Source organism: Salinarchaeum chitinilyticum (assembly GCF_055390775.1).
The window spans coordinates 312,741-334,233 of sequence record NZ_AP043888.1; the positions used below are offsets into that span (position 1 = coordinate 312,741).

At 67.4% G+C, this 21,493-nt stretch carries 26 protein-coding genes; 7 read left to right on the top strand and 19 right to left on the bottom strand.

From position 1 onward, the window contains the following. Positions 1–20: 20 nt before the first annotated feature. Complete coding sequence (locus tag ACZ5KP_RS01565; RefSeq protein WP_460919158.1) at positions 21–164, bottom strand: hypothetical protein; 144 nt, start codon at positions 162–164, stop codon at positions 21–23. Positions 165–267: 103 nt separating this feature from the next. Here ACZ5KP_RS01565 and ACZ5KP_RS01570 point away from each other — a divergent pair, with 103 nt between their 5' ends. Next, positions 268–816 (top strand): GMP synthase subunit A, encoded by a 549-nt coding sequence (locus ACZ5KP_RS01570; RefSeq protein ID WP_460919160.1) that lies wholly within the window; start codon positions 268–270, stop codon positions 814–816. Positions 817–931: 115 nt separating this feature from the next. Here the strand turns inward: ACZ5KP_RS01570 and ACZ5KP_RS01575 are convergent, their stop codons facing one another. The 6 genes from ACZ5KP_RS01575 to ACZ5KP_RS01600 form a co-directional block, all read right to left on the bottom strand. Beyond that, entirely contained in the window at positions 932–1,216 is a 285-nt protein-coding gene (locus tag ACZ5KP_RS01575; protein ID WP_460919162.1) for a DUF3194 domain-containing protein, read from the bottom strand. Positions 1,217–1,218: 2 nt separating this feature from the next. Continuing rightward, on the bottom strand, positions 1,219–1,614 hold the full coding sequence (locus ACZ5KP_RS01580; protein ID WP_460919165.1) for a prefoldin subunit beta: 396 nt from the start codon (positions 1,612–1,614) through the stop codon (positions 1,219–1,221). 132 nt (positions 1,615–1,746) lie between these two features. Continuing rightward, positions 1,747–1,992: a KEOPS complex subunit Pcc1 gene (locus ACZ5KP_RS01585; RefSeq protein ID WP_460919167.1), complete on the bottom strand. Its 246-nt coding sequence runs from the start codon at positions 1,990–1,992 to the stop codon at positions 1,747–1,749. A gap of 4 nt (positions 1,993–1,996) precedes the next feature. Then, on the bottom strand, positions 1,997–2,134 hold the full coding sequence (locus ACZ5KP_RS01590) for a DNA-directed RNA polymerase subunit P (protein ID WP_460919170.1): 138 nt from the start codon (positions 2,132–2,134) through the stop codon (positions 1,997–1,999). Continuing rightward, on the bottom strand, positions 2,131–2,427 hold the full coding sequence (locus tag ACZ5KP_RS01595; RefSeq protein ID WP_460919173.1) for a 50S ribosomal protein L37ae: 297 nt from the start codon (positions 2,425–2,427) through the stop codon (positions 2,131–2,133). The genes ACZ5KP_RS01590 and ACZ5KP_RS01595 overlap by 4 nt, the downstream gene beginning before the upstream one ends. Before the next feature lie 157 nt (positions 2,428–2,584). Continuing rightward, positions 2,585–3,301, bottom strand: a complete 717-nt coding sequence (locus ACZ5KP_RS01600) for a DUF2103 domain-containing protein (RefSeq protein WP_460919175.1) — start codon at positions 3,299–3,301, stop codon at positions 2,585–2,587. Positions 3,302–3,454: 153 nt separating this feature from the next. On the opposite strand from ACZ5KP_RS01600, the gene ACZ5KP_RS01605 reads away from it, so the two are divergent. Continuing rightward, the gene (locus ACZ5KP_RS01605; RefSeq protein ID WP_460919178.1) at positions 3,455–4,411 is read left to right on the top strand and encodes a phosphotransferase; all 957 of its coding nucleotides are present in this window, start codon (positions 3,455–3,457) and stop codon (positions 4,409–4,411) included. Between the two features lie 20 nt (positions 4,412–4,431). On the opposite strand, the gene ACZ5KP_RS01610 is transcribed toward ACZ5KP_RS01605, so the two are convergent. From ACZ5KP_RS01610 to ACZ5KP_RS01665, 12 genes are all read right to left on the bottom strand, one after another. After that, complete coding sequence (locus ACZ5KP_RS01610) at positions 4,432–5,571, bottom strand: citrate synthase (protein ID WP_460919181.1); 1,140 nt, start codon at positions 5,569–5,571, stop codon at positions 4,432–4,434. Between the two features lie 124 nt (positions 5,572–5,695). Continuing rightward, positions 5,696–7,495, bottom strand: a complete 1,800-nt coding sequence (locus tag ACZ5KP_RS01615) for a Na(+)/H(+) antiporter subunit D (protein WP_460921088.1) — start codon at positions 7,493–7,495, stop codon at positions 5,696–5,698. Then, on the bottom strand, positions 7,492–9,297 hold the full coding sequence (locus ACZ5KP_RS01620; RefSeq protein WP_460919184.1) for a monovalent cation/H+ antiporter subunit D family protein: 1,806 nt from the start codon (positions 9,295–9,297) through the stop codon (positions 7,492–7,494). The genes ACZ5KP_RS01615 and ACZ5KP_RS01620 overlap by 4 nt, the downstream gene beginning before the upstream one ends. Beyond that, positions 9,294–10,973: a proton-conducting transporter transmembrane domain-containing protein gene (locus ACZ5KP_RS01625; RefSeq protein WP_460919188.1), complete on the bottom strand. Its 1,680-nt coding sequence runs from the start codon at positions 10,971–10,973 to the stop codon at positions 9,294–9,296. The genes ACZ5KP_RS01620 and ACZ5KP_RS01625 overlap by 4 nt, the downstream gene beginning before the upstream one ends. Then, positions 10,966–11,328, bottom strand: coding sequence for a cation:proton antiporter subunit C (locus ACZ5KP_RS01630; protein ID WP_460921090.1), 363 nt, complete (start codon positions 11,326–11,328; stop codon positions 10,966–10,968). Before ACZ5KP_RS01630 ends, ACZ5KP_RS01625 begins: the two co-directional genes overlap by 8 nt. Positions 11,329–11,333: 5 nt before the next feature. Next, the gene (locus ACZ5KP_RS01635) at positions 11,334–11,852 is read right to left on the bottom strand and encodes an MnhB domain-containing protein (RefSeq protein WP_460921092.1); all 519 of its coding nucleotides are present in this window, start codon (positions 11,850–11,852) and stop codon (positions 11,334–11,336) included. A gap of 94 nt (positions 11,853–11,946) precedes the next feature. Continuing rightward, on the bottom strand, positions 11,947–12,495 hold the full coding sequence (locus ACZ5KP_RS01640) for a DUF4040 domain-containing protein (RefSeq protein ID WP_460919191.1): 549 nt from the start codon (positions 12,493–12,495) through the stop codon (positions 11,947–11,949). Beyond that, positions 12,495–12,908 carry a monovalent cation/H(+) antiporter subunit G gene (gene mnhG / locus ACZ5KP_RS01645; RefSeq protein ID WP_460919194.1) on the bottom strand — a complete coding sequence of 138 codons (414 nt, stop codon included), beginning with the start codon at positions 12,906–12,908 and terminating at the stop codon, positions 12,495–12,497. Before mnhG ends, ACZ5KP_RS01640 begins: the two co-directional genes overlap by 1 nt. After that, positions 12,908–13,201, bottom strand: a complete 294-nt coding sequence (locus tag ACZ5KP_RS01650; protein WP_460921094.1) for a cation:proton antiporter — start codon at positions 13,199–13,201, stop codon at positions 12,908–12,910. The genes mnhG and ACZ5KP_RS01650 overlap by 1 nt, the downstream gene beginning before the upstream one ends. An 11-nt stretch (positions 13,202–13,212) precedes the next feature. Continuing rightward, positions 13,213–14,418 (bottom strand): monovalent cation/H+ antiporter subunit E, encoded by a 1,206-nt coding sequence (locus tag ACZ5KP_RS01655; protein WP_460919197.1) that lies wholly within the window; start codon positions 14,416–14,418, stop codon positions 13,213–13,215. A gap of 214 nt (positions 14,419–14,632) precedes the next feature. Continuing rightward, positions 14,633–15,868: a bifunctional phosphopantothenoylcysteine decarboxylase/phosphopantothenate--cysteine ligase CoaBC gene (gene coaBC, locus ACZ5KP_RS01660; protein WP_460919200.1), complete on the bottom strand. Its 1,236-nt coding sequence runs from the start codon at positions 15,866–15,868 to the stop codon at positions 14,633–14,635. A gap of 109 nt (positions 15,869–15,977) precedes the next feature. Continuing rightward, positions 15,978–16,958: a hypothetical protein gene (locus ACZ5KP_RS01665; RefSeq protein WP_460919203.1), complete on the bottom strand. Its 981-nt coding sequence runs from the start codon at positions 16,956–16,958 to the stop codon at positions 15,978–15,980. 152 nt (positions 16,959–17,110) lie between these two features. On the opposite strand from ACZ5KP_RS01665, the gene ACZ5KP_RS01670 reads away from it, so the two are divergent. The 5 genes from ACZ5KP_RS01670 to ACZ5KP_RS01690 all read left to right on the top strand — a co-directional run bounded on the left by ACZ5KP_RS01670 (position 17,111) and on the right by ACZ5KP_RS01690 (position 21,485). Then, positions 17,111–17,422, top strand: coding sequence for a 30S ribosomal protein S10 (locus ACZ5KP_RS01670; protein WP_460919206.1), 312 nt, complete (start codon positions 17,111–17,113; stop codon positions 17,420–17,422). 99 nt (positions 17,423–17,521) lie between these two features. Further along, the gene (locus tag ACZ5KP_RS01675) at positions 17,522–17,902 is read left to right on the top strand and encodes an OsmC family protein (RefSeq protein ID WP_460919209.1); all 381 of its coding nucleotides are present in this window, start codon (positions 17,522–17,524) and stop codon (positions 17,900–17,902) included. Positions 17,903–18,024: 122 nt separating this feature from the next. After that, a complete protein-coding gene (locus ACZ5KP_RS01680; RefSeq protein ID WP_460919212.1) occupies positions 18,025–19,851 on the top strand; it encodes a histidine kinase N-terminal 7TM domain-containing protein in 1,827 nt (608 codons plus the stop codon). A 26-nt stretch (positions 19,852–19,877) separates the two neighbouring features. Next, complete coding sequence (locus ACZ5KP_RS01685) at positions 19,878–20,438, top strand: DUF5799 family protein (RefSeq protein WP_460919215.1); 561 nt, start codon at positions 19,878–19,880, stop codon at positions 20,436–20,438. A gap of 231 nt (positions 20,439–20,669) precedes the next feature. Further along, the gene (locus ACZ5KP_RS01690; protein ID WP_460919218.1) at positions 20,670–21,485 is read left to right on the top strand and encodes a class I fructose-bisphosphate aldolase; all 816 of its coding nucleotides are present in this window, start codon (positions 20,670–20,672) and stop codon (positions 21,483–21,485) included. Positions 21,486–21,493: the final 8 nt, after the last annotated feature.

A 21,493-nucleotide genomic window follows, 5' to 3' on the forward strand; every position in this document is an offset into this window, starting at 1 on the left:
TCGCCGCCTGGCTGTGCTACTCAGAGGAAGGCCAGCAGTAGCCACGGCAGGACGAACAGTACGCCGAACACGACGAGCAGGATCAAGGCGTACCCCGCAAGGGCTCCGACAGTCGTCGCGAACGCCGGATGATCGATTCGCTCGCGAACTGCAGATAGCTCCATACCCAGGATTCCGTGGACACCCAATTAGGCTTTGCCCCGGCACCGAGATACGTCGCTGCAGCTATCGGACCCCTTTTCTCCCCCGTCCGTCTACCCGTCACCAATGACGCGGATCGACGTGGTGGACAACCACGGCCAGTTCACCCACCTAGAACAGCGAGCGCTTCGCGATCTGGGGATCGACTGTGAGATCATCGACAACGACACCCCGCCGTCGGAGATCGACGCGGACGGACTCGTGCTCTCCGGTGGCCCCGACATGGACGAGCGGGGTCGCTGCGGCGAGTACCTCGACCTCGACGTTCCAGTGCTCGGCATCTGCCTGGGCATGCAGGCGATGGCGCTCGAACTCGGCGGCGAGATCGGTGGTGGCGACTACGGCGGCTACGCCGACGTCACCGTCGACGTCCTCGAGGAAGACGACCCGCTCACCGGTTCACTCTACCCCGAGACACGAGTCTGGGCGAGTCACGCCGACGAGGTCAAAGTGCTCCCCGACGGGTTCACGCTTACCGGCGAGAGCGACGTCTGTGACGTGGAATCGATGAGCGACCCCGAGCGGGACCTTTACGGCGTCCAGTGGCATCCCGAGGTCGCGCACACAGAGGAGGGGCAAGCGCTGTTCGAGAACTTCGTCGCGATCTGTGAGTAATCGGCCGCCCGTGGCCGAGTGAATCGGCAGTCGCACTGACTGCCAGTGGTCCTCGCTCGTCAGAGCGACGCCACTACGATCCGTCGTACTGACCGAACGGCGATCGCAGCGGGAGCTAGGGCTCGTCGAAGAGGTCGTCTACTGCGCCCTGCGCCGCCAGCGCCGCGTCGTCGGCGACCTGCTCGGGATCGGCGTCGCCGTCGGCCTCGATGTAGACGTCGACCTCGAGCACACCGTCCTCGAAGCTCACGGAGATGTCGACGTCCTGTACCTCGCTACGACTGAACCGCGAGAAGACGACCCGCTCGGCTGCCTCGGCGGCCGTCTGGACGACCTCGTCGTCGGAGATCTCGGCGGTTCCGTCCGCCGAACCGTCGTCCGTGCCGTCCGAGGCGTTCATGTTTAGTCGCCGCCAGCGCCGGGACCGCCGCCCATGCCGCCCATCGGGCCACCGCCGCCCTGGAGCATCTCCTGGAGCTCCTCCTGGAGCTCTTCGAACTGCTCCTGGACGCGCTCCTCCTGCTTCTGGAGCGTCTCGACGCGGATCTCGAGGCTATCGACCTTCTCCTCGAGTTCGTCCTTCGCGGTCTCGTAGTCCGTCTCGAGGAGGAGCTCACCGACCTCCCGGTACATGACGGTATCGGGGTCCACGTCCTCGAGCTCCTCGAGAGCTGACTGGGACTCCGTGAGCGAGGTCTCGGCCTCGTTCTTCTGGACGGCGACTTCCTGTGCCGTCTCCTGGAGATCCTGCAGTTCCTCGACTTTCTCCTGTGCCTCCGGCGGCAGACTACCCTGCATGGATCGGAAATCGGTCCGTGCACTGAAAAACCCCCGCATTATCGATCAGGAGGCGCGACTCCCGTAGGCCGGTACAGAAACGCTGGACAGAGGGCGATTTCGGGAATCGAATGGGAGCCGCAACCGCGCGGCTTACCGGGCTGTGACCGCCGTCTCCTCCGCCGCGCCGACCAGCGAGCACCAGGTCCGCTTTGCTGCGCGCAGCGCGGCCGGATCCGCAGCTTCGATCTCGACGATCACCGTTGCATCGGTGCGTGCGACGACGGCCCCTGAGCGGTCGCCGTCGATCGCTCCGGCGTCGAGACGCACGGCACGCTCGACGATCTCAGCAACTGCGGAATCCGCATACGAAAATTCGAGCGTGGCTTCGATCGCCACGGCGTTACTGGACGCTGATCTCCTTGACGTCGGCGCCGCGTTCCTTCAGCAGGACGCGGTGACCACAGTACGGGCAGCGAACGCCACCGTACTCGTCGAGGGAGACGTCACGCTTGCACCGGGAGCACTTGTACGCGCTCATGCTTCGGCAGCGTCGTCTTCCTCGTCCTCGGCGAGCGCTGCACGGATCGACCGTCGCACTGTCTCCCCTGCAGGAGTCTGGGGGCGGTAGGCACCGCCGGTGAACGTGTGGTCACACGCCTCGCACGCCCAGATGCCGGTATCGGTCCGAACGACGCGCTCTTCTCCACACTCGGGACACTCGTGATCGGCGTTCGTGTCCGCCTCGATCTCGGCGACGCGCTTGCGGGCGACGCGCCCGTAGCGAGCGCCGAATCGGCCGGCGCTGCCGGTCCGACTCGAATTACTGGCCATAGTGAATTCTGGTATCCGTGGCGCGCTGATAAAGGCTGCGAACCCACCTGTGGAACGTTCGAGTCAGTAGCCGCCGGTCCAGCGGGGCAAACGCCTTGGAAGCCCTCCCGCTCGGGTCCGTCCACGCCGAACGGCGGACGGCCGAGTCGCGAATCGCTCACTGGAGGTCGGCCTCTTCGAGAGCTACGTTGAGATCCTCGCGAACGAGCTCCCCACCCTCGGCGTCGCGAGCGGTGGTGACGACGCGGTTCTCCTGGACGGAGGACCCGTCGCGCAGCAGCATGCGAACGTTTCCGCCAGCGTCCGCGCGGGTGGCCTTGGCGCGCAGTCCTGACTGCGAGCCCTTTCCGCCCGCGTCGATCGGGCCCGGGATGACCTTCTTGACGTGGGGATGACCGGCGACGGTTCGGATCGCGCGCATCCCCTCGCGGTCGCCGATGAGCGTCGAGTGCGAGCCACCGATCTTCTCCATCGGCGGCCGATCGACGACGTCGAGACTGCGGTCGCCCCTCCGCCCGATCGCGGTCTCGACTGGATCGTCACCGACGACGCGAAGCAGCTCGTACTGGCTCTCGCCCTGGATCTCCCGGAGCACCTCGCGCTCGCCGGCGGCGTAGACGGTCTCGGGCCGCTTGCGGTGGAGCTCGTCGGCGATCTGGCCGGCGTAGTTGCGTAACTCCTTGATCGCGTTCTCGCCGTCCTCCTCGGTCGTCCGGACGACGCTGGATCCGACGACGGCGTCCTCGTCGAGCATCGTCAACGTCGCGCGCTCTCGGTCGGCATCGATCACGACTGCGTCGGCGTTGGCGGTATTACAGACCAGGCAGTAATCGCCTGGTCGGTCGAGGGGTTCGGCACAACGCCGGCAGTCCATCGACGGTGCTTGTTCGCCACCGGGAAAAAATAGCGCGGATCCGTCGTCGGCGACGGAAAGAAGGAAGTAGGTTGGCAAAATATCGACCACTGTCCTTCTTTGAGGCCGGAGCAGCAGCGATACGGCCGACGGCCGCACGAACGCGGCACGACTATGACGAGATCAGTCCACGACGCGCTCGCATCGTATCCCGTCGAGACTACGGTGCATCGACGGCTGCACGACGTGCGCCCGCACGAGGTCTATGAAGTGACCTTCGACGGGCGCCGGGCTGTCTGCAAGATCGCCCAGCATCCCATTGGCGATCCGGAACTCGAAGGACGGATCCTTGAGTACGTCGGTGAGGAGACCCCCGTACCCGTCCCGCCTGTCATAGCGGTCGGCGAAGAACACTTCCTTGCCGGTTGGTGCCAGGACCTGCCGGCGGATCCGACCGTCGACGCGACGAGGTGTCAGGCGATGGGCACGAGCCTCGCACGGCTTCACGAGGCGGCCAGCGATCGCTTTGACGTGCCGGGCCGCCTTGCGGTCCAGGGCGACGCGCTGGCGGTCCGAACCGATGACCATTGGAGCGACACGCTCCGCGCACTCCTCGAGGATCGCCGCCGCTTCCTCGAACCTCGCGGGTATGGCGACGTGGCGACTGAGGTCCTCGGCCTCGTCGATGCCGTTCCCGAAGCGTTCGACGACGTCGGCTCCCCATCCCTGCTCCACGGAAACGCGCTCCCCGAGCACGTCGGAGTCGACAGATCTGTCGAGCCCGCGACGGTCGTCCGCGTCCTCGATTTCGAACACTCGGTCGTGGGGCCGCCGGTGTTCGACCTCTTGCGGACTATCGGCCCGATGTTCGGGCCGCCGAACGCAGTCCACAATCCCGACGGTCGATCGACGTTCCTTGACGGCTACGCCTCGGTACGATCGGTCCCGGCAGACCTGGACGCGAAGCTGCGGCGGCTCAGCGTCGTCAACGGTGTGTTCTACCTCCGGGCATTGCATCTCCAGCGTGGCGACCGCGACCTTCCACATGACGTCGCACGGCGAGCCCGGGGGCTCGCGGATTACGTCGAGGAAACGGCCAGCGAGCTCCGGAAGGAACTGCAATCAGCGTAGCGACAGACGGAGGAAAACAGCTATCGCTCGTCGACGGGCGTCCAGCTTCGGCCGTTCTCGCCGACGTAGTTCGAGGTCGGGCGAATCAGCCGGTTGTCCTCCAGCTGTTCGAGAGCGTGGGCCATCCAGCCGCCGGAACGAGAGATGCCGAAGGTCGCGGTGAAGAGCTGGCGGGGGATGCCGACGCCGTGGAGGAGCGCGGCGGTGTAGAACTCGACGTTCGTCTCGAGTCGGCGGTCGGGCTTGTGTTCTTCCAGCGCCTCGACCGCCACCTCCTCGTAGCGCTCGGCGGCGTCGAAGAATGCCGGGTCGCCAGCCCCACCCTCGCGGTAGAACTGCTCGGCGGCTTCGGAGAGGACGGCAGCGCGGGGGTCCCGGACGCGGTAGACGCGGTGGCCGAAGCCCATTATGCGCTCGCCAGCGTCGAGTTTGTCCTGCACGTAGCCCTCCGGATCGCCAGACTCGTAGACGGCCTGGAGATCCTGCAGGACAGGTCCGGGCGCGCCGCCGTGGAGCGGCCCCTTGAGCGTGCCGACGGCGGCTGTAGCAGCGGAGACGACGTCGGACTCCGTCGAGACGACGACCCGCGCAGAGAACGTCGAGGCGTTCAGGCCGTGATCGACGACGGTGTTGAGGTACGTTTCGAGCCCGCGCGCTTCGGCGTCCGCGGGCTCCTCGCCGTTCAGCATCCAGAGGTAGTTCGCGGCGTGGCGGAGGTCCTCGCGAGGCTCGATGGGCTCCTCACTCTGTCGATAACGCCAGTAGGTCGCAACGATCGTCGGGAAGACGGCGATCACGCGACGTGCGTCGGTCTCGGGATCCTCCTCGCCGCTACCGAGGTTCGCTGCCGCGGCACCCATCCGGAGCGCGTCCATCGCGGGCTTGTCCTCCGCTGCTGCCTGCTCGAGGACGCTCCGTACCTCGTCGCCGATCTCGCGGCGCCCGGCGAGGTCGGATCGGAACGCATCGAGCTCGTCGGCGTCCGGCAGCCTGTCCTCGAACAGCAGGAAGACGGTTTCCTCGTAGGTCGCGTTGCCCGCCAGCTCGGCGAGCGGGAAGCCGCCGATGACGAGCTCGCCCTGCTCGCCGTCGATGTCACTCAGGCGCGTCCCGGCGACTGTGATTCCCTCAAGTCCGCGCGCGACGTCGGAGTCGGCCATGGCTGTACTTGCTCGAACGGACTGTAATGTCTTACCATCCCGGTGCGTCGAGGGGTGAAGCTGGGCGGCGGACGGCCGCCCCAAACTACGTCGCCGCTAGCCTGCCCGGGCGCTCGCGCAGTCCTCAGCCACTCAGCACAGCCACGAGGACGGCCGTTACCACGAGGACGACGAGGAGAATACTCCGGCCGATGTCCGATCGCAGTGGCTCGTACCGTTCGCCGGGGTCGCCGAGCATCGCTTCGCTGCCGGGGACCCGGCGGACGTAGCCCTCCGGATCGCGCGCGACCGCCATCGAGGTGTCGGCGAGCAGGACGGCACCGCGATCGACCAGCGCGTACAGTTCTGTGACGCCGATCACGAGCCACCGGCCGCCGTAGAACCCGACGCGGTTGTAGAGTGCGTCGACGTCGGGAACCTGGCCGATCCGGTGGAGCGGCGCACGCAGGATCGCGAAGCCGACGAGCCCCGCCAGGGCCAGGCCAAAGCCTTCGACGAGGTGGCCCGTGGTGAACACCTCGAACTGGTAGTGGCCGGCCTCGAACGTCTGCCAGCCCAGGATCTCCCCACCGGGCAGGACCCGGTAGAGGGCGGCGGGGTAGATCCCGAACACGATACAGAGCACGGCGACGAGCCCCATTCCGACGCGCTGGCCGAGGTTCGCGTCGCGGACCTCGCCGTCGTAGCTCCCCTCGACGAACGCGAAATAGCCGAGTTTGATGAACGAGAGGAAGGTCCCGACGCCGCCAATGAGGAGCAGATACCAGAGCGCCTCGTACTTCTCGTAGTGATGGGCCTCCGCGATCACGATCCCCTTCGAGACGAACCCGTTGAACCCGGGGAAGCCGGCGATCGACAGCGCTGCGACGGTGAACACGATCGCCGTGAACGGCATCTTGCGGCCGAGCCCACCGACGTGATCGAGTGACTCCTCGCCGGTCCGGTAGATCACGACGCCGACCGCCATGAACAGCAGGCTCTTGTAGAGAATGTGGTTGAACACGTGGCCGAACGCGCCCGCGACCGCGAGCGTCGAGCCGATCCCGACGCCGGCGATCATGTATCCTACCTGGGACTGGATGTGGTAGGAGAGGAGCCGGCGCATGTCCGACTGGAGTAGCGCCGCAAACGCGCCGAACACCGCCATCGCACCGCCCATGTACGCGATCCAGAGGTGGCCGTCCGGGAACGCCCGGTACATGCCGTAGACGCCGGTCTTCGTCGTGAAGACGCAAAGGAACACGCTCGCCGCGACGTGGGGGCGCGGGTAGGTGTCCGGCAGCCACGCGTGGAGCCCGACGAACCCGACGTTGACGCCGATGCCGATCGCGGCTAGAACCTGCGCGACGGTGCCCTCCATGCCCGAACTCGCCGAGAACAGCAGACTCCCGACCTCGGCGTAGTGCCAGACGATCGCGCCGAGCAGCAGGCTGCCGCCGATGCCGTGGAGCAGCGCATAGCGGAAGCCGGCCCGGACCGCCGCGCCGCCGTAGTGCCAGACGAGCAGCGTCGAGGTGACTGCCATCAGCTCCCAGCAGAAGATCAGGGTTAGCCAGTCGCCGGCGAACACGGTGCCGAGGCTGGTCCCGACGTAGGAGAGCGCGAAGGCCGTCTGCACGCGATCCGCGCCGCTGGCCCAGGAGTACAGCACCGCCACTGCGCCGATAAAGCCGAAGATCAGGCCCATCAGCGCCGAGAACTGGTCGACGTTGAACAGCACGGCCTCGAAGCCCGTCGAACCGCCGACAGCCCCGAACAGCTCGACGGAGTAGTGCGTTCCCTTCGGCGCGAACCACGCGATCGCTGCGGCGCTGGCCGTCGCAAGGACCCCCAGCGCGTGCCCGATCGTCCGCGGTAGCTTCCAGGTCAACAGCGCGGCCACCAGCACGAGCGCCGCCGGATGGATGCTCTCGAGCACCATCAGGCGCTCACCCCCTCGACGATGACCTCGACGAGCTCCAGGAACTGCGCCTCGTAGGGCACGATCCCCAACACGACCGCCCCGGCGGCGACGGCGAGGATCGGCCCGAGCATCAGCCAGGTGCTCTCCTCGCCAGTCCAGCGGCGGTGCTCCCAGCCGTCGGGGCCAGGGCCACCGTGGTGACCGTGATCGGCGTGGTCGTCGTGATCGTCGATACTTGCGCTATCCTCGGGGCTGTGGGATTCGGTGTCGCCGGCGTGATCGCTCGGATGGCGATCCACGGCGTAGTCGCCGTCTTCCAGCGGTGCGGGGTCGTCGCGCCCGTCCGTCGATCCCGCGAGCGGCCCGCCCACGCCGCTAGCGGAGCCCTCGCCGAGAGAGCCGTGCGAACCGGCGGGCTTCAGGAGCTGGACCGATCGCGGCCCCTCGCGTCCGCCGAGCGGTCCGGAGACGAGTGGCTTCTCGTCCGCGGCGTCAGGCGACTCGAAGAACGCGCCGTAAACGATCGGCCAGAAGTACGCGATGTTGAGAACGCCCGAGACGAGCAGCGCGACGGCGAAGATCGCCTCGTTCACCTCGATCGCCCCGATCAGGATGTACCACTTGCTGACGAACCCGGCGACGAGCGGGATACCCGCCATCCCCGCAGCCGCGACGGCGAACGCCGTCATCGTCAGCGGCATCCGTTTTCCGATCCCGTCCATCTCCGGGATGTAGTCGGTGTGCGTCTCGACGTGGATGATCCCCGCACAGAAGAACAGCGTGAGCTTCATGAACGCGTGAGCGGGGATGTGGAGCAGCCCGCCCGTGATCGCCGTCGGTCCAAGTAGTGCCAGACCGAGCACGATGTAGGAGAGCTGACTGATCGTCGAGTATGCCAGTCTGCGCTTGAGGTGGTCCTGCCGGAGGGCGATCACGCTCGCCGCGAGCAAGGTGAACGCCGCCACCGCCGCGAGCGGTAGTCCCACCCCCAGATCACCGACCAGGTCGGGACCGTAGACGTCCAGTATCACCCGCGCGACACCGAACGCGCCGGCCTTGACGACCGCCACTGCGTGGAGGAGTCCCGACACCGGCGTCGGCGCGACCATCGCGTCGGGGAGCCACGAGTGAGCGGGCATCAACCCGGCCTTGATCCCGAAGCCGGCGGCGAGCATCGCGAACGCTGCCTTGGCGAGCGTGGGATCGGCCGTCGAAAGTCCCTCGGCCGTCGCACCGAAGGTCGTCGTTCCGGCCAGCACGTAGACGAGCGCGGCGCCACCGAGCACGAGCACGCCACCGCCGAAGAACGTGTAGAGGAGATATTTCCGGCCGGCGGCCCGCGCCTCGTCGGTCTCGTCGTGGGCGACCAGCGGGTAGGTCGCCACGGAGAGCAGCTCGTAGAACACGAAGATCGTCAGGAGGTTCTCCGCGAACGCGATCCCGACGGCCGCCGCGAGGCTTCCTGCGAACGCGGCGAAAAAGCGCGTCTGTGAGTGCTCGTCGAGCCCGCGCATGTAGCCGATCGCGTAGAAGGCGGTGAACACCCAGAGCAGACTCGAGAGCAGCGCGAACAGCATGCCGAGCGGATCGGCACGCAGCGCGAACTCGACCCCCGGTGCGTACGTCCCCAGCGACCACCGGAACTCGTCGCCATTCAGTACGGCGGGGAGCATGCTCGCGACGATCGCGAACTTCCCCAGCGCCGTGAGCACGGAGATGGAGTCGCGGACGTTCGGGCGGCGGTAGCTCGCGACGATCAGCGGAATCGCGACCGTCGAGATCGCCACGGCGAGCAACGGGCGAATCGACTCGACGGTGCTCACTGGCCGAGCACCTCCGTGACGAACGGCTCGAGCGCTTCGGCGAACTCGCTGCCGGCGAACCCAAGCAGGATCGCGAGGATGGCGGCGCTGACCGCAACAGCGACCACGCCGAGTGGTGCCTCGATCGTACCTGCGCCACCCGACTCGTCGGACTCGGTGCCGGATCCAGACTGGTCCGCCCCGGTCGATTCGTCCGACGCACCGTCGCCGCCGTCCGCGGCGACGGCGTGGCCGCCGGCGGCGTCGGTCGGCGATCCGACGTCGAGGTCCGTCGCGTCACCGCTCGGCGCGGGCGTGAAGTACAGCTGTTCCAGGAGTCGAGCGACGTAGGCGAGTGTGAGCACGGTAGAGAGGAGGACGACGACTGCGACCGGCCAGACGCCGGCGTCCATCGCGCCGACTGCGATGTGCCACTTCCCCAGGAAGCCGACCGCCGGCGGGACGCCGACGAGCGTCAGTCCCAGGAGCGCCATCGACGCGGACAGTACCGGGGAGCGTCGGCCGAGACCGGCGAGCTCGTCGACCCTGCGAGCGCCGGAATCGAGCGAGAGGCCCATCGCCGCCGTGAACAGCCCGCCCTTGATGACGGCGTGGCCGACGAGGTGGATCACCGCTCCGATCAGCGCCGCCTCCGCGGCGTCGGCACCCGCGGCGGGGTGGACCGCGATCCCGACGGCGACCACGACCAGACCGAACTGCGAAACCGAGGAGTACGCGAACATCCGCTTGATCCGGGATTGCATCACCGCGAGCGCACTGCCCGCGACGACGCTCACCGACGCCACCGTCACGACGACGGTCGCGACGATCGGGGTCGCCTCGAAAAAGGCCGGCGTGAACACCGACAGCGAGAGCCGAAGGAAGGCGTAAGCGCCGATCGTCGAGACGAGCGCGGAGATCAGCACTGTCACGCCGTCTGGCGCCTCCGCGTAAGCGTCCGGCTGCCAGGTGTGGAGCGGAAAGATCGCGGCCTTCACGAACAGTCCAGTGGCGATGAACGCGAAGCTCGCGAGCACGAGCGGGTCGGTGTACATCGGGCCGTCGACGAACGACGGCTCGCCGGCGAGCGTCGCGGCGAGGTCGGCCATGTTGAGCGTCCCGGTGGCCATCAGCAGGTAGCCGACGCCGAGGAGATACATCGACGCGCCGGTGGTGCCGACGATGAGGTACTTGAGCGAGGCGACCGCCGCCGGCGCGCTCCGGTTCGACGCGACCAGCGTGTACGTCGCGATCCCGGTGATCTCGAGGAACACGAACAGGTTGAACACGTCGCCGGTCAGCGAGACGCCCATCAGCCCACCGATCAGCATGAGATAGGCTGCGTAGAACGGCACGCCCCGCGGGCCACCGCGACGGGTCACCGCGAGCACGGCAACGGCGACGAGGGCGACGAGGGCGACCATCGTGGCAGAGAGCGCGTCGGCGACGAGTTCGATACCGACCGCGAACTCGTTCGGACCCGGACGCCCGTACGCGCCGAGTTCGTGGACCAGCCGACCCGTATCGCCGAAGACAGCGCTGGCGAGCCACGCCGCGAGCCCCGCTTCGGCGAGGAGCGCCACGAGCGCGATCGGCCAGCCGGCACGGGACCAGCGCAGGCCAGCGAGCAGGACGATCGCGGCCGCGACGATCGGGAGCGCGATGAGCAGGACCGGGGCGATCGTCGGATCAGTCATCCGAACGCACCTCCTGGAGGACGTCCTCTTCGAGCGTGCCGTACTCCGCGTAGATCCGGACGAGCAACGCGAGCGCGACGGCGGTCACCGCGATCCCGACGACGATCGCGGTCAGCACGATCACGTGGGGGAGCGGGCTGACGTAGGTCGCTTCGCTGCCCTCGTTGATGATCGGCGCCTCCCCCCCGGCGAGGTACGCGCTGGCAATGAAGAACAGGAAGAGGGCAGTCTGGAAGAGGTTGAGTCCGATCACTTTCTTGACGAGGTTCTGGCTGGAGACGATCATGTAGAGACCGATGCCCAGCAGCAGGGCAAAGAGGACGTACGCGTACCGACTGGTGAGCATTTCGACGATCGGACTCACTCCTCGTCACCTCCGTCGAGGTCGTGCTCGGGATACGAGCCAGGGCCGGAACTCTGCCAGGCGGCGCCCTGGTCGACGAAGCCCGCGGCGATCGTGAAGAACAGGCCGATCACGATCGCGGAGACGATCGGTGCGATCCCGACGATCTCGACGCCTTCGAGCGCGTACTTCTTCCCGTGGTAGAGGCCGAACTCGTCGCTGTAGACGGCGTGTTCGAGAAACCGACCGTCGACGAGCAGCGGAAGCAGTCCGATCAGTGCGAACGCGAGCACGCCGCCACTGGCCAGTCCGACGACCACGCGGTTCGCGAGCCAGTCCCGGGTCGGTTCGATCCCGAACGCGAACGCGATCATGAGGATCGTCGTCCCGACGATCGCACCGCCCTGGAACCCGCCACCCGGCGAACCGCCGCCGTGGAAGGTGAGGAACAGTCCGTAGGTGAAGGCGAACGGCGCGACGACGCGGACGGTGGTCATGATCACCTGGCTCTCGACGTAGGTGCCACCCTCACCCATCGCGTCCGTTTCCGTCGGTCGCTGTGCGTCGGTGGTCGACGCAGGTCCGCCGTTGGAACTCGATTCCACGTCGTCCGTCGCTTCGTCGGTCTCGTCACTCACGAGTGAACACCTCCGCGTGGAGCACCACCATCGTCGCGACGCCTGCGGCGAACACGACGACCGCCTCGCCGAACGTGTCGAACCCACGGTAGCCGGCGAGGACGGCCGTGACGGCGTTCTCGACCCCGGTGTCGTGGTAGGCCTCCTCGACGTAGTACTGCGAGACCTCGGGATTGGAAACGATCGGCGCGTCGGGGGCCCCGATCTCGGGGAAGGAGGTCACCGTCACGAGGATCACGGTCGTGAATGCGCCGACGACGAGCAGCCCCGGCCAGTGGACCGACTCGAACAGCTCGTCGCGACCGGGACGCACGGTCTTGGCGATCGTCAAGAGGAGCAACAGCGTCGTCACGCCCGCCCCGATGGCTGCCTCGGTCATCGCGACGTCGGGCGCGAGCAACACGGCGTAGTAGATCGCCATCCCGAGACTGTAGGCCGCGAAGACGATGATCGCGGCCAGCACGTCCCGGAACGCGGCGGTCGCCAGTGCGGTCAGGAGGACGAACGCGAACAGCGCCAGCTCGATGGCGCCCGGCGTCACTACTGGTCACCTCCGGTGTCGGTCGACCCGCCAGAAGCCTCGGCGGCCCCTTCAGCGCCGGCACCTGCAACGCCGCCCCCGGTGCCAGCGCCCGCCCCGTCCGATCCGTCGTCGGCAGTCCAGGGGACGAATCCCTCCTCGTGGGCAGCCCGCGCGATCGCGTGCGCGGCGGTCGGGTTCGTCACGAAGATGAAAAACAGGAGCAGGACGGTCTTGATCGCCGTGGAATCCACCCCAATCGCGAGCGCGACGCCAGCGAGGGCGAACCCAGCACCGAGCGTGTCCGCCTGCGACGCGGTGTGGGCTCGCGTGTAGATGTCGGGGAGCCTGAGCACGCCGACCGTCGACACGAGCGTGAAGAACAGGCCGACGGCCACGCACACGAGGATCGCGACGGCGCGGAGTTCGTGCATCAGATGACACCCCCGCGATCGACTGTGAACTTCGAGATGGCGACCGCCATCAGGAAGTTCAACAGTGCGTAGATCAGCGCGACGTCGAGCAGCGACTCCTCGCCGAGCCCGACGGAGAGCAGGGCGAGCACGACGACGGTGTTCGTCCCGAGGACGTTCACCGCGAGCACGCGATCCTGCATCGTCGGGCCGCGAACCACGCGGTAGAGCAGTGCGATCGCGAGGACGACGAACAGTGCTGCGGCGGCGAGGAACGCGTCTGCGACGAACGCGTCGGGATCGCTCCCGAGCAGCAACGGAACGGTCACGAGCCCTCACCTCCCTCGGTGGCGGCCGCATCCTCGTTGCTGCTGGGAACGATTTCGGCGACGCCACGCTCCCGCAGGCTGTCGATGCGCATCGCGCGACGGCCGTAGAACACGAACCTGATCGCCCGCTCGAGTGAGCCGTCGAAGAGGTCCTCGCGCGAGGCGGGGAGCAGGGTGTGAATCAACAGCTCCCGCCCCTGGACGCGGACCGTCAGCGTTCCCGGCGTGAGCGTGATCGAGTTCGCGAGCGACGTCACGGGGAGCGCACCGTAGACGGCAGGCTCGATGCGTGCCATCTTCGGGTCGATCTCCTTGCGCGGATCCAGGATGACCGCCGCGACGACGAGATTCGCCACGACGATCTCCCAGAGGAGATACGGCACGTAGAGCACGAATCGCGCGAGCCGCAGCGGCGTCTGTGTCGGCGTCGGATCGCGACTGAACGAGATCCGCGAGAGCGTCCCCGCGACGACGATCGCCGTGATCGAACCGGTGACGACGTCGAACGGCGTCAACGCACCCGCGAGCATCTGATAGAACAGGAAGGATAGCCCGGCGAGCGCCCCGATGCGTCGCGCACTCGAACGGCCGACGAGCGGCGCGCGTCGAACCCGCTGCTGGACCGGTGCCTCCTCGATCGACAACGTGGCGTCACGGGAGAGTTCGTAGGCGAGTGGCCGGAGCAACGGCGCGCCGATACCGGGATCGTACTCGGGATCGAGGACGATCCTGTCTGCACCGGCGTCGCGCGCGGCGTCGATCAGTGAGGCTGCGACGTCTGCCGGACTGAACAGGTACCGGTCGGTGCCGACGTGTCCAGTGTGGATCTCGATGCGGCCCTCGCCCCCGGCGTCCTCCGTTGCCCACACCCTGACGCGGTCGAGGAGCTCCTCGGCGTCGTCGAGTTCGGGCGCCTCGTCGTCGGGATCGAACTCCTCCGGCGCGTGGACGTAGACGAAGTGGACGGTGGGACGACCGGCGTCGACGTCTGGACCGGACTCGTCTGTTCCCTGCACCGCTGGCTGGTCCGTGGCTGCCGTCGCGTCGGTCGAATCGGTGGCCTCGACGCCGTCGTCGAACGTCGATTCCACGACGTACTCGATGGTCTCTCGGAGCGTCGCCGATGGGGCGACTGGGACCAGCACGGACCGTTCCGCCGCTGGCGTGTCCCCCCGACCGTCGTCGCCGATAGTCTGGCGCATGCTCCTGGGAGTCCTCCGTTGCTCGCCCTTCATGTGATCCGCCGAAAACGGTTTCGTTCTCCCGCGCCCGTCGCCGGATTCGGACGGACGCAGTTCGACGGACGTTCAGCGAGGACCGGAGCGGTTGGACGCTCGTTTCGCCGCCAGTCTCCAGGAACGTCGAGAGGCAACACGACGGCGCCGGCGGATCGGCACCTCGATCGATCTGCAGTTGCTACCCCAGCAGGCGCGCGACCCACTCCGCGACCACGTCGCCGACCGCGGCCTTCGACCCGGAGGCGCTCTCGACCGGCGACCCGTCCGCGTCTTCGACGGCGTCGACGAACAGTGCGCGCGTCGAATCCGCGCCCATGACGCTGGCGTCGTTGGCCACGACGAGGTCGAGGTCGGCTCGCTCCATGATCGCCCGCGCTGCCGCGACCATCGCGTCGTCGTCCCCGCTGGTCTCGGTCTTGAACCCGACGATCGGCAGGTCGGGCCGGGCGTCGCGAGCGCCGTCGACGAGCTTCGGCGTCGGCTCGAGGTCGAGCGAACGCGACTCCCCCGACCGGAGTTTGTCCGCGTGTTCGGGCGTCGTGTAGTCGCCGACCGCTGCCGCGGCGACGAGCGCGTCGGCGTCGACGATCGCGTCCTGGAGCGCCTCGAGCATCGCCTCGGAGTCCTCGACCTCGACGAGGGCGGCGTAGGGAACGCCCGGGTCGTCGGCCTTCGGGTCGGCGCCGGCGTCGGAGAACGCTCGCGGCCCGACCGGGCCGTGGATGACGGTGACGTCTGCACCCAGGACGTAGCAGGATCGTGCGACGGCACGGCCCATCTTCCCGGAGGAGCGATTCGTCAGCACCCGGACCGGGTCGATCGGCTCGGCGGTCGCCCCTGTCGTCACGACGATGGACTCGCCCGCGAGGTCGTCGTCCCCCACCGCTGCCCGGGCGGCACGGGCCGTCGCGAGCGCGATCGCGTCTTCGGTCGCGATCTTGGCCTTGCCTTCCTCGATCCGCGGATCGACGAACTCGACGCCCCAGGATTCCAGCGTCCCGATCGCCTGTGGGACGCCAGGGTGGTCGTACATCGGCTCGTGCATCGCGGGGGCGAGCACCACGGGTACGTCCGCGCCCAATGCCGTCGTCGCACAGGTCGTGACCGGCGAGTCGTCGATCGTCGCCGCCATCTTCCCGATCGTGTTGGCCGTCGCCGGTGCGATCAGGAGGACGTCCGCCCAGCCGTCGCGACCGCAGAGTTCGACGTGTTCGACCGCCCCGGTCAGCTCCGTGACGGGCTCGTGGCCCGTCGCGTACTCCAGCGCGTTCGGGTGGACGATCCCACGGGAGGCGTCGGTACACACTGCGCGCACCTCGGCGCCCCGGCGTCGCAGCTCGTGTGCGAGTTCGACGGTACGCACCGCTGCGATGCTGCCAGTGACGCCGAGCGCGACCGAGACTCCCTCGAGCATCTGCCCGAGCGTTCTCAGCCCCAGGGGTTATCGCTTTCGCCGGGTGGGCCCGGTGTCCGGGAAGATGCCGACTGCGCTCGCAACGGAGAGAAGTAGGAGCACGCCGCGCTCACGCGGGGGCGAACTGATCGATCACCCAGCAGGACTCCCCAGACGCCGTCGAGGTCTTGCTGAGGGAGAACGCGTACGCTCGCTGTTGACCGTCGACGGTCGCCGTCGCGTTGACGACGGCGTCGTCGCCGTCGATCGTCGGTGCCGCGAGCGTGACCTCGCTTGCGGCGTAGAAGGGCTGGCGATCCTCGCTTTGCATCCGTTCGTACCAGACGCCAGTCGGCATCGCCTGGACGAGTCGCGGGTTCCAGAAGTCACCCATCACGACCAGCCCGCGGCTGAGGCTCGATCCACGCACCGCCTCCGTCGAGATCCGGACCACTTCGCCGGGACCGCGTTCGCAGGTTCGGTGGGCATCGTACACCGATGCAGCAGCCGTCGAGTAGCCTCCCGCCGTCGCGGGCTCGGTCGCGTCGACCATGCCCGACGAACTCGATCCGCCGAAGGGAACGCCGGTCGCGACGACCAGCAAGAGCGCACCCGCGAGCAAAAGAATCGTTCCAACGCTCGCTACGGTCGCCCGCCCGGGCGCTGGCGCTCTGAGGACGGGGAACGGTCCGAACCTCCCGGACGGGCCGTCCTCGTTCGACGTGACTCCAAGGTGCGACGCGAGCAACCGTGTTCGCGTCTCGTCGTTGAGCGCGTAATAGAGTCGGTCGCGGAGTCCCGCTACGTCGACGATCTCCGCGTCGGGCGTCCCCCGCGGCAGTTCCGAGGTACTCGCCACCGAGAACGGAGCGACCACCACGTCGACCGGGGCGGTCGTCGTGGGGCCCCGTCGCAGACTGGGCGCGATCCGCTGTGGCGGTAGCACGAGAAGCCGCTTGGACGCTCCGTGACGCGACGCGTGGAGGACCGAGCCGTCACGCCGGACTGTCCAACCGGACGCCCGCCAGAGCGCGGCGACGAACTCGACGAACGCGTCGCCGTCGAGCGCCAGCAACTGCCGCTCGAGCGTGCGCGCCGAGAGCGACCCCATGAGAATAATGTACACTGCACGCTCACAAGTCGGTGTCGGCGCCGGAACCGCGAGCGGGGGGAGCACGCGGTGACAGAGCCACGTCTACCGAGGAGCCGAACCGATCGGAGATTAGCAGCCCTTTTAGCGTCGAGTGACGCATCGACGTACAGATGACGTTCGTGACGACCCTCGAACTCGAGAGCGGCGATCGGCGGGCACTCGACTCCGTCGTCGCGGACATCAAGGAGACCGTCGAGCGCAAGGGCGCGGAGTTCAAGGGACCGCACACGCCCCCGCCGGAGGATCTCTCGGTTCCACTCTACGGGAGCCTCGAGCGGGGCGGTCAGTACGAATCCTGGTCCTACACGGTCTACACGCGCACGGTCGAGATCGTCGGCCACGACGAACTCGCGAGTTCGATCGCGACGCGGGAGTTCCCCGACCAGATCCACGTCGAAGCCGACGTGCGATCGATCCAGTAGCCTCCGTTTCTCGACGCCAAAGGAGCCGGTCGAACCCGACGGTGAGCGTTCCGGGATCGCCTACACTTACGGTCCGGGCGGAGCAACTCCACAGTTGCAATGGCAAAAACCGCTCACACCGTCTCGACCGAAGGGTTCAGCTCCGAGAACCACATCCGCGACTTCGAGCTCACGATCGACGCGACCGGCGAATCCGCACCGGACACGCTCGAGGTGCTCATCGCGGATTATGCGTCCTGCTACGTCCCCGCACTGCGCGTTGCGGCCGAACAGCGCGACGCAGGCGACCTCGGCGAGGTCGCCATCGACGTCACCGGCGAGCTCAACGACGACGACAAGCTCGACGCCATCGAGTTTGACGTCGAGACCGACGCCGACCTCGACGCCGGGACGGCAGACGCGATCGTCGAGCGCGCCAACGAACTCTGCAAGGTCCACGACGCGCTGAAGTCCTCGCTCTACGCCGAGGTCGAGCTGTAGTCGCTGGAGCAACGGAGCCGGCCACGCGACCGAAGCAGCCCGTCGTTTCTTTCACCCCACCGAACCCGATACCACCGCCAGTGCACATATAGGGCAGGCGCGCGAACCGCCGGGGAATACAGGTGGCGCTGGAGCACACCTCGACGATCGAGATCGCATTCGCTACCAGTATCATCGCGATCGGCGCGGGGTCGGCCGTGTTGAGCCACTACGCCTGGGAGCGCCGGGGGACTCCTGGCGCGACGTCCCTGGCGGTGCTCTTGCTCGGTGTCGCGATCTGGAACGCCTCCCACGGCCTGCAGATCGTCAGCACAGATCGCACCCTCCTGTGGGCCACACAGGTGACGACGTATCTCGGCGTCGCGGGGTGTGTCACCGGCTTCCTGACCCTCGTCCTCGAGTTTACCGGCCGAAGCCATCTCCTGACCCACCGGTCGATAGCCCTGTTGGCAGTCGAGCCAGTGTTGGTCGTGGCGCTGACTGCGACGAACCCCTGGCACGGGCTCATGTGGTCCTCCGTCGAAGAGGCCGGCCAGTTGGGCCCAGCGTTCGTGGGACACACCATCTACTCGTTCGGTCTCCTCCTGATCGGTATCGGTCTCCTCGTCCAGCAGACGTTCCGGACCAAGGCGATATACCGTCGCCAGGCGGGGTTCATTCTGCTGGGCGTGACGGCCCCATTCGTTGCGCAAGTGCTCTGGCTCCTCGGCGCGACGGCGAGGGACTTCACGCCGATCGCGTTCGCGATCACCGGCGCCGCGGTTGCGTGGGCGATCACGCAGAACCGGCTGATTGACCTCGTACCCATCGCGCGCGATCAAGTCGTCGACACGCTCCCCGACCCCGTGATCGTGCTCGACGACGAGGACAGGATCACGGACCTGAACGAAGCCGGTGCCAGTTTGCTCGGGAGTCCGGAAGGTGGGGTGATCGGAACCGAGTTCGCTGACGCGTTCGACAACGACGACGTCGTCGAGGTCGTCAGGAACGCGATCCAGACGAAGCGGATCGTCCGGCTTCCCGTCGGTGACGACGTACGCGTCTACGAGATTCGCGTGACGCCCGTCCAGGACCAGCGGGGAACGAAACACGGACGCGTCCTCGTCTTCCACGACGTGACCGAACGGGAACAGAGCCGACAGGAGCTCGAGCGCCAGAACGAACAGCTCGAGCAGTTCGCGAGCGTCGTCTCGCACGACCTCCGGAACCCGTTGAGCGTCGCGGAAGGATACCTCCCGATGGCGCGGGATACCGGCGACGAAGAGTACTTCGAGGCCGTCGAAGAGTCGCTGGAGCGGATGAACACGATCATCGAGGACGTGTTGACGCTAGCTCGCGAGGGGTCCCACATCGAACATCGGGAACCGGTGTCGCTGGAAGAGGTCGCCGCCACTGCCTGGGAACAGGTCGACACACACGGCGCCACGCTCCGGTGCGACGCGGACGTTACGTTCGGCGCGGACGTGCAACGCCTCCAGCGACTCCTCGAGAACCTCTTTCGAAACGCGGTGGAACACGGAGCCACGAATCCTGCTGGCCACCCCGAGCCGGACGTCTCCGAAGCGGGTGCGGATGGTGGAAATCGTGCCGACGGCGACCGTCAGCGGAACGGGGCACCCGACGCGAGCCACCTGACGGTTCGGGTCGGTCCGATCAGTCCGGACGGCGATCACGTCCCCGCTCGAGACGAGTGGGGGTTCTTCGTCGAGGACGACGGCGTCGGGATCCCCGCGGATCGGCTGGAGGAGATCTTCGAACCGGGACACACCTCCTCGAACAAAGGCACCGGCCTCGGGCTCTCGATCGTCCAGGGCATCGCCGAGGCCCACGGCTGGTCGGTGCGGGCGACGGACGCGGCGTCGGGCGGCGCTCGATTCGAGTTCACGGGAGCGCCGCCGGTCGACGCCGCCGCTCAGTCCGCGCATCCGGAGAACGGTGCGCAACGCTAAAACGACTGCCAGCCGGAGTTGCTCGCATGAGCGCATGGACGGACCAGTTCGTGGGCGATCGGATGGCTGTCGACCGCGAGTTCTCTCAGCGCGTCGCAGCGTCCGAGTTCTCGAGCCAGGAGTGGGGAACGATCATGACCGCGGTCGAGTTCCACGTCGAGAATCCATCCTCGCCCGAGGACGCGAGAGTGGTTGCCGACACCAGCAAGATCGACCAGGTCCTTCCTGCTATCGAGCAGATGCAGGGCGGGATGGGAATGGGCGGTGCGCCCGGGTCTGGTGGCGGGAGTGCCGGAGCAGACGACGACTCGAAGCGCGGTGGCAGCGGCCTGTTCGGTTCGATCAAGAAGTCGTTGGGCATGGGCGGCGACGACGAGAGCGAACACCGAGCCGAGGCTGCGGCCGCACTCGCCGACGAGTACGCCCAGCAGTTTCAGGACCACCTCGAGAAGCAGGGGAAGTGGGAACGGGCGTGTGAGGTCGCTGCCTCGATCGACGACGCAGAACGCGGTGAGAACGTCGGCGCGGGAGCCGACCAGGAGCCCTCCGAGACCACGACCGACTCCGACGACGTGAACGACGAGTAACTGTCAAGCGGGTCGAGGTCGTTGCTTCCTGGCGCAGTTCGATCGTCGAAGACCGGTAGCTGTCGGAGGGTTCGCGTCCGGAGCCACTGATCGGGCGATCGCCGTCGGGTGTCGCTGTGGCGACCGACTGCTCCTCGACCGACAGCTGCTTGGTACCTGCTCACGTTTACTACCCAATTTGAGAATGAGATACACAACTCATTTAACGAATAGAGTTGTATCGGTGCGTACATGCGCCCCGGAACGGCAACCCAACTCACCCGCGACGGCCGCACGATCGTCCTCGCCCACGACCACGGGCTCGAGCACGGGCCCGAGGGGTTCACGGAGGTACCCGAGCGGCTCGATCCCGAGACGATCTTCGAGCTCGCTACCCACGACGCGGTCGGTTGCCTGGCCGTCCAGAAAGGCCTCGCCGAGACGTACTGCCCCTCCTACCCCGAGGTCGACGTCCTCCTGAAGTGCAACGGCACGAGCAACCTCTGGAGCGGCGAGCCGTACTCGCCCCAGACCTGCTCGGTGGACTACGCGGCAGAACTCGGTGCTGCGGCGATCGGTTACACCGTCTATCCCGGCAGTAACCGAGAGTGTGAGATGATCGAGGAGTTCACTGCCGTCCAGGAAGCCGCCCGCGAGCACGACCTGCCCGTCGCACTCTGGTCCTACGCTCGGGGGCAGCCGATAAAGCGGACGCGAACGCCCGAAACGGTGGCCTACGCCGCCCGCATCGGACTCGAACTCGGAGCCGACTTCACGAAGGTCAAGTACCCCGGCAGCGCGGACGCGCTTTCACGCGCGGTCGACGCAGCTGCGGACGTGAACGTGCTGATGAGCGGCGGCTCGAAGACCGACGACGTGGGGTTCCTCGAGACCGTCGAGGGCGCGATCGACGCTGGCGTCGCTGGACTGGCGGTCGGCCGCAACGTCTGGCAGCGCGAGCGACCCGAACGGATGCTCGACGCACTGGAACAGGTCGTCTACGAGGGCGAGTCGGCGGACGCCGCTGCCGAGTCGCTCCGGCCGATGGCCGCGTCCGGCGACGACTGACGACGCCG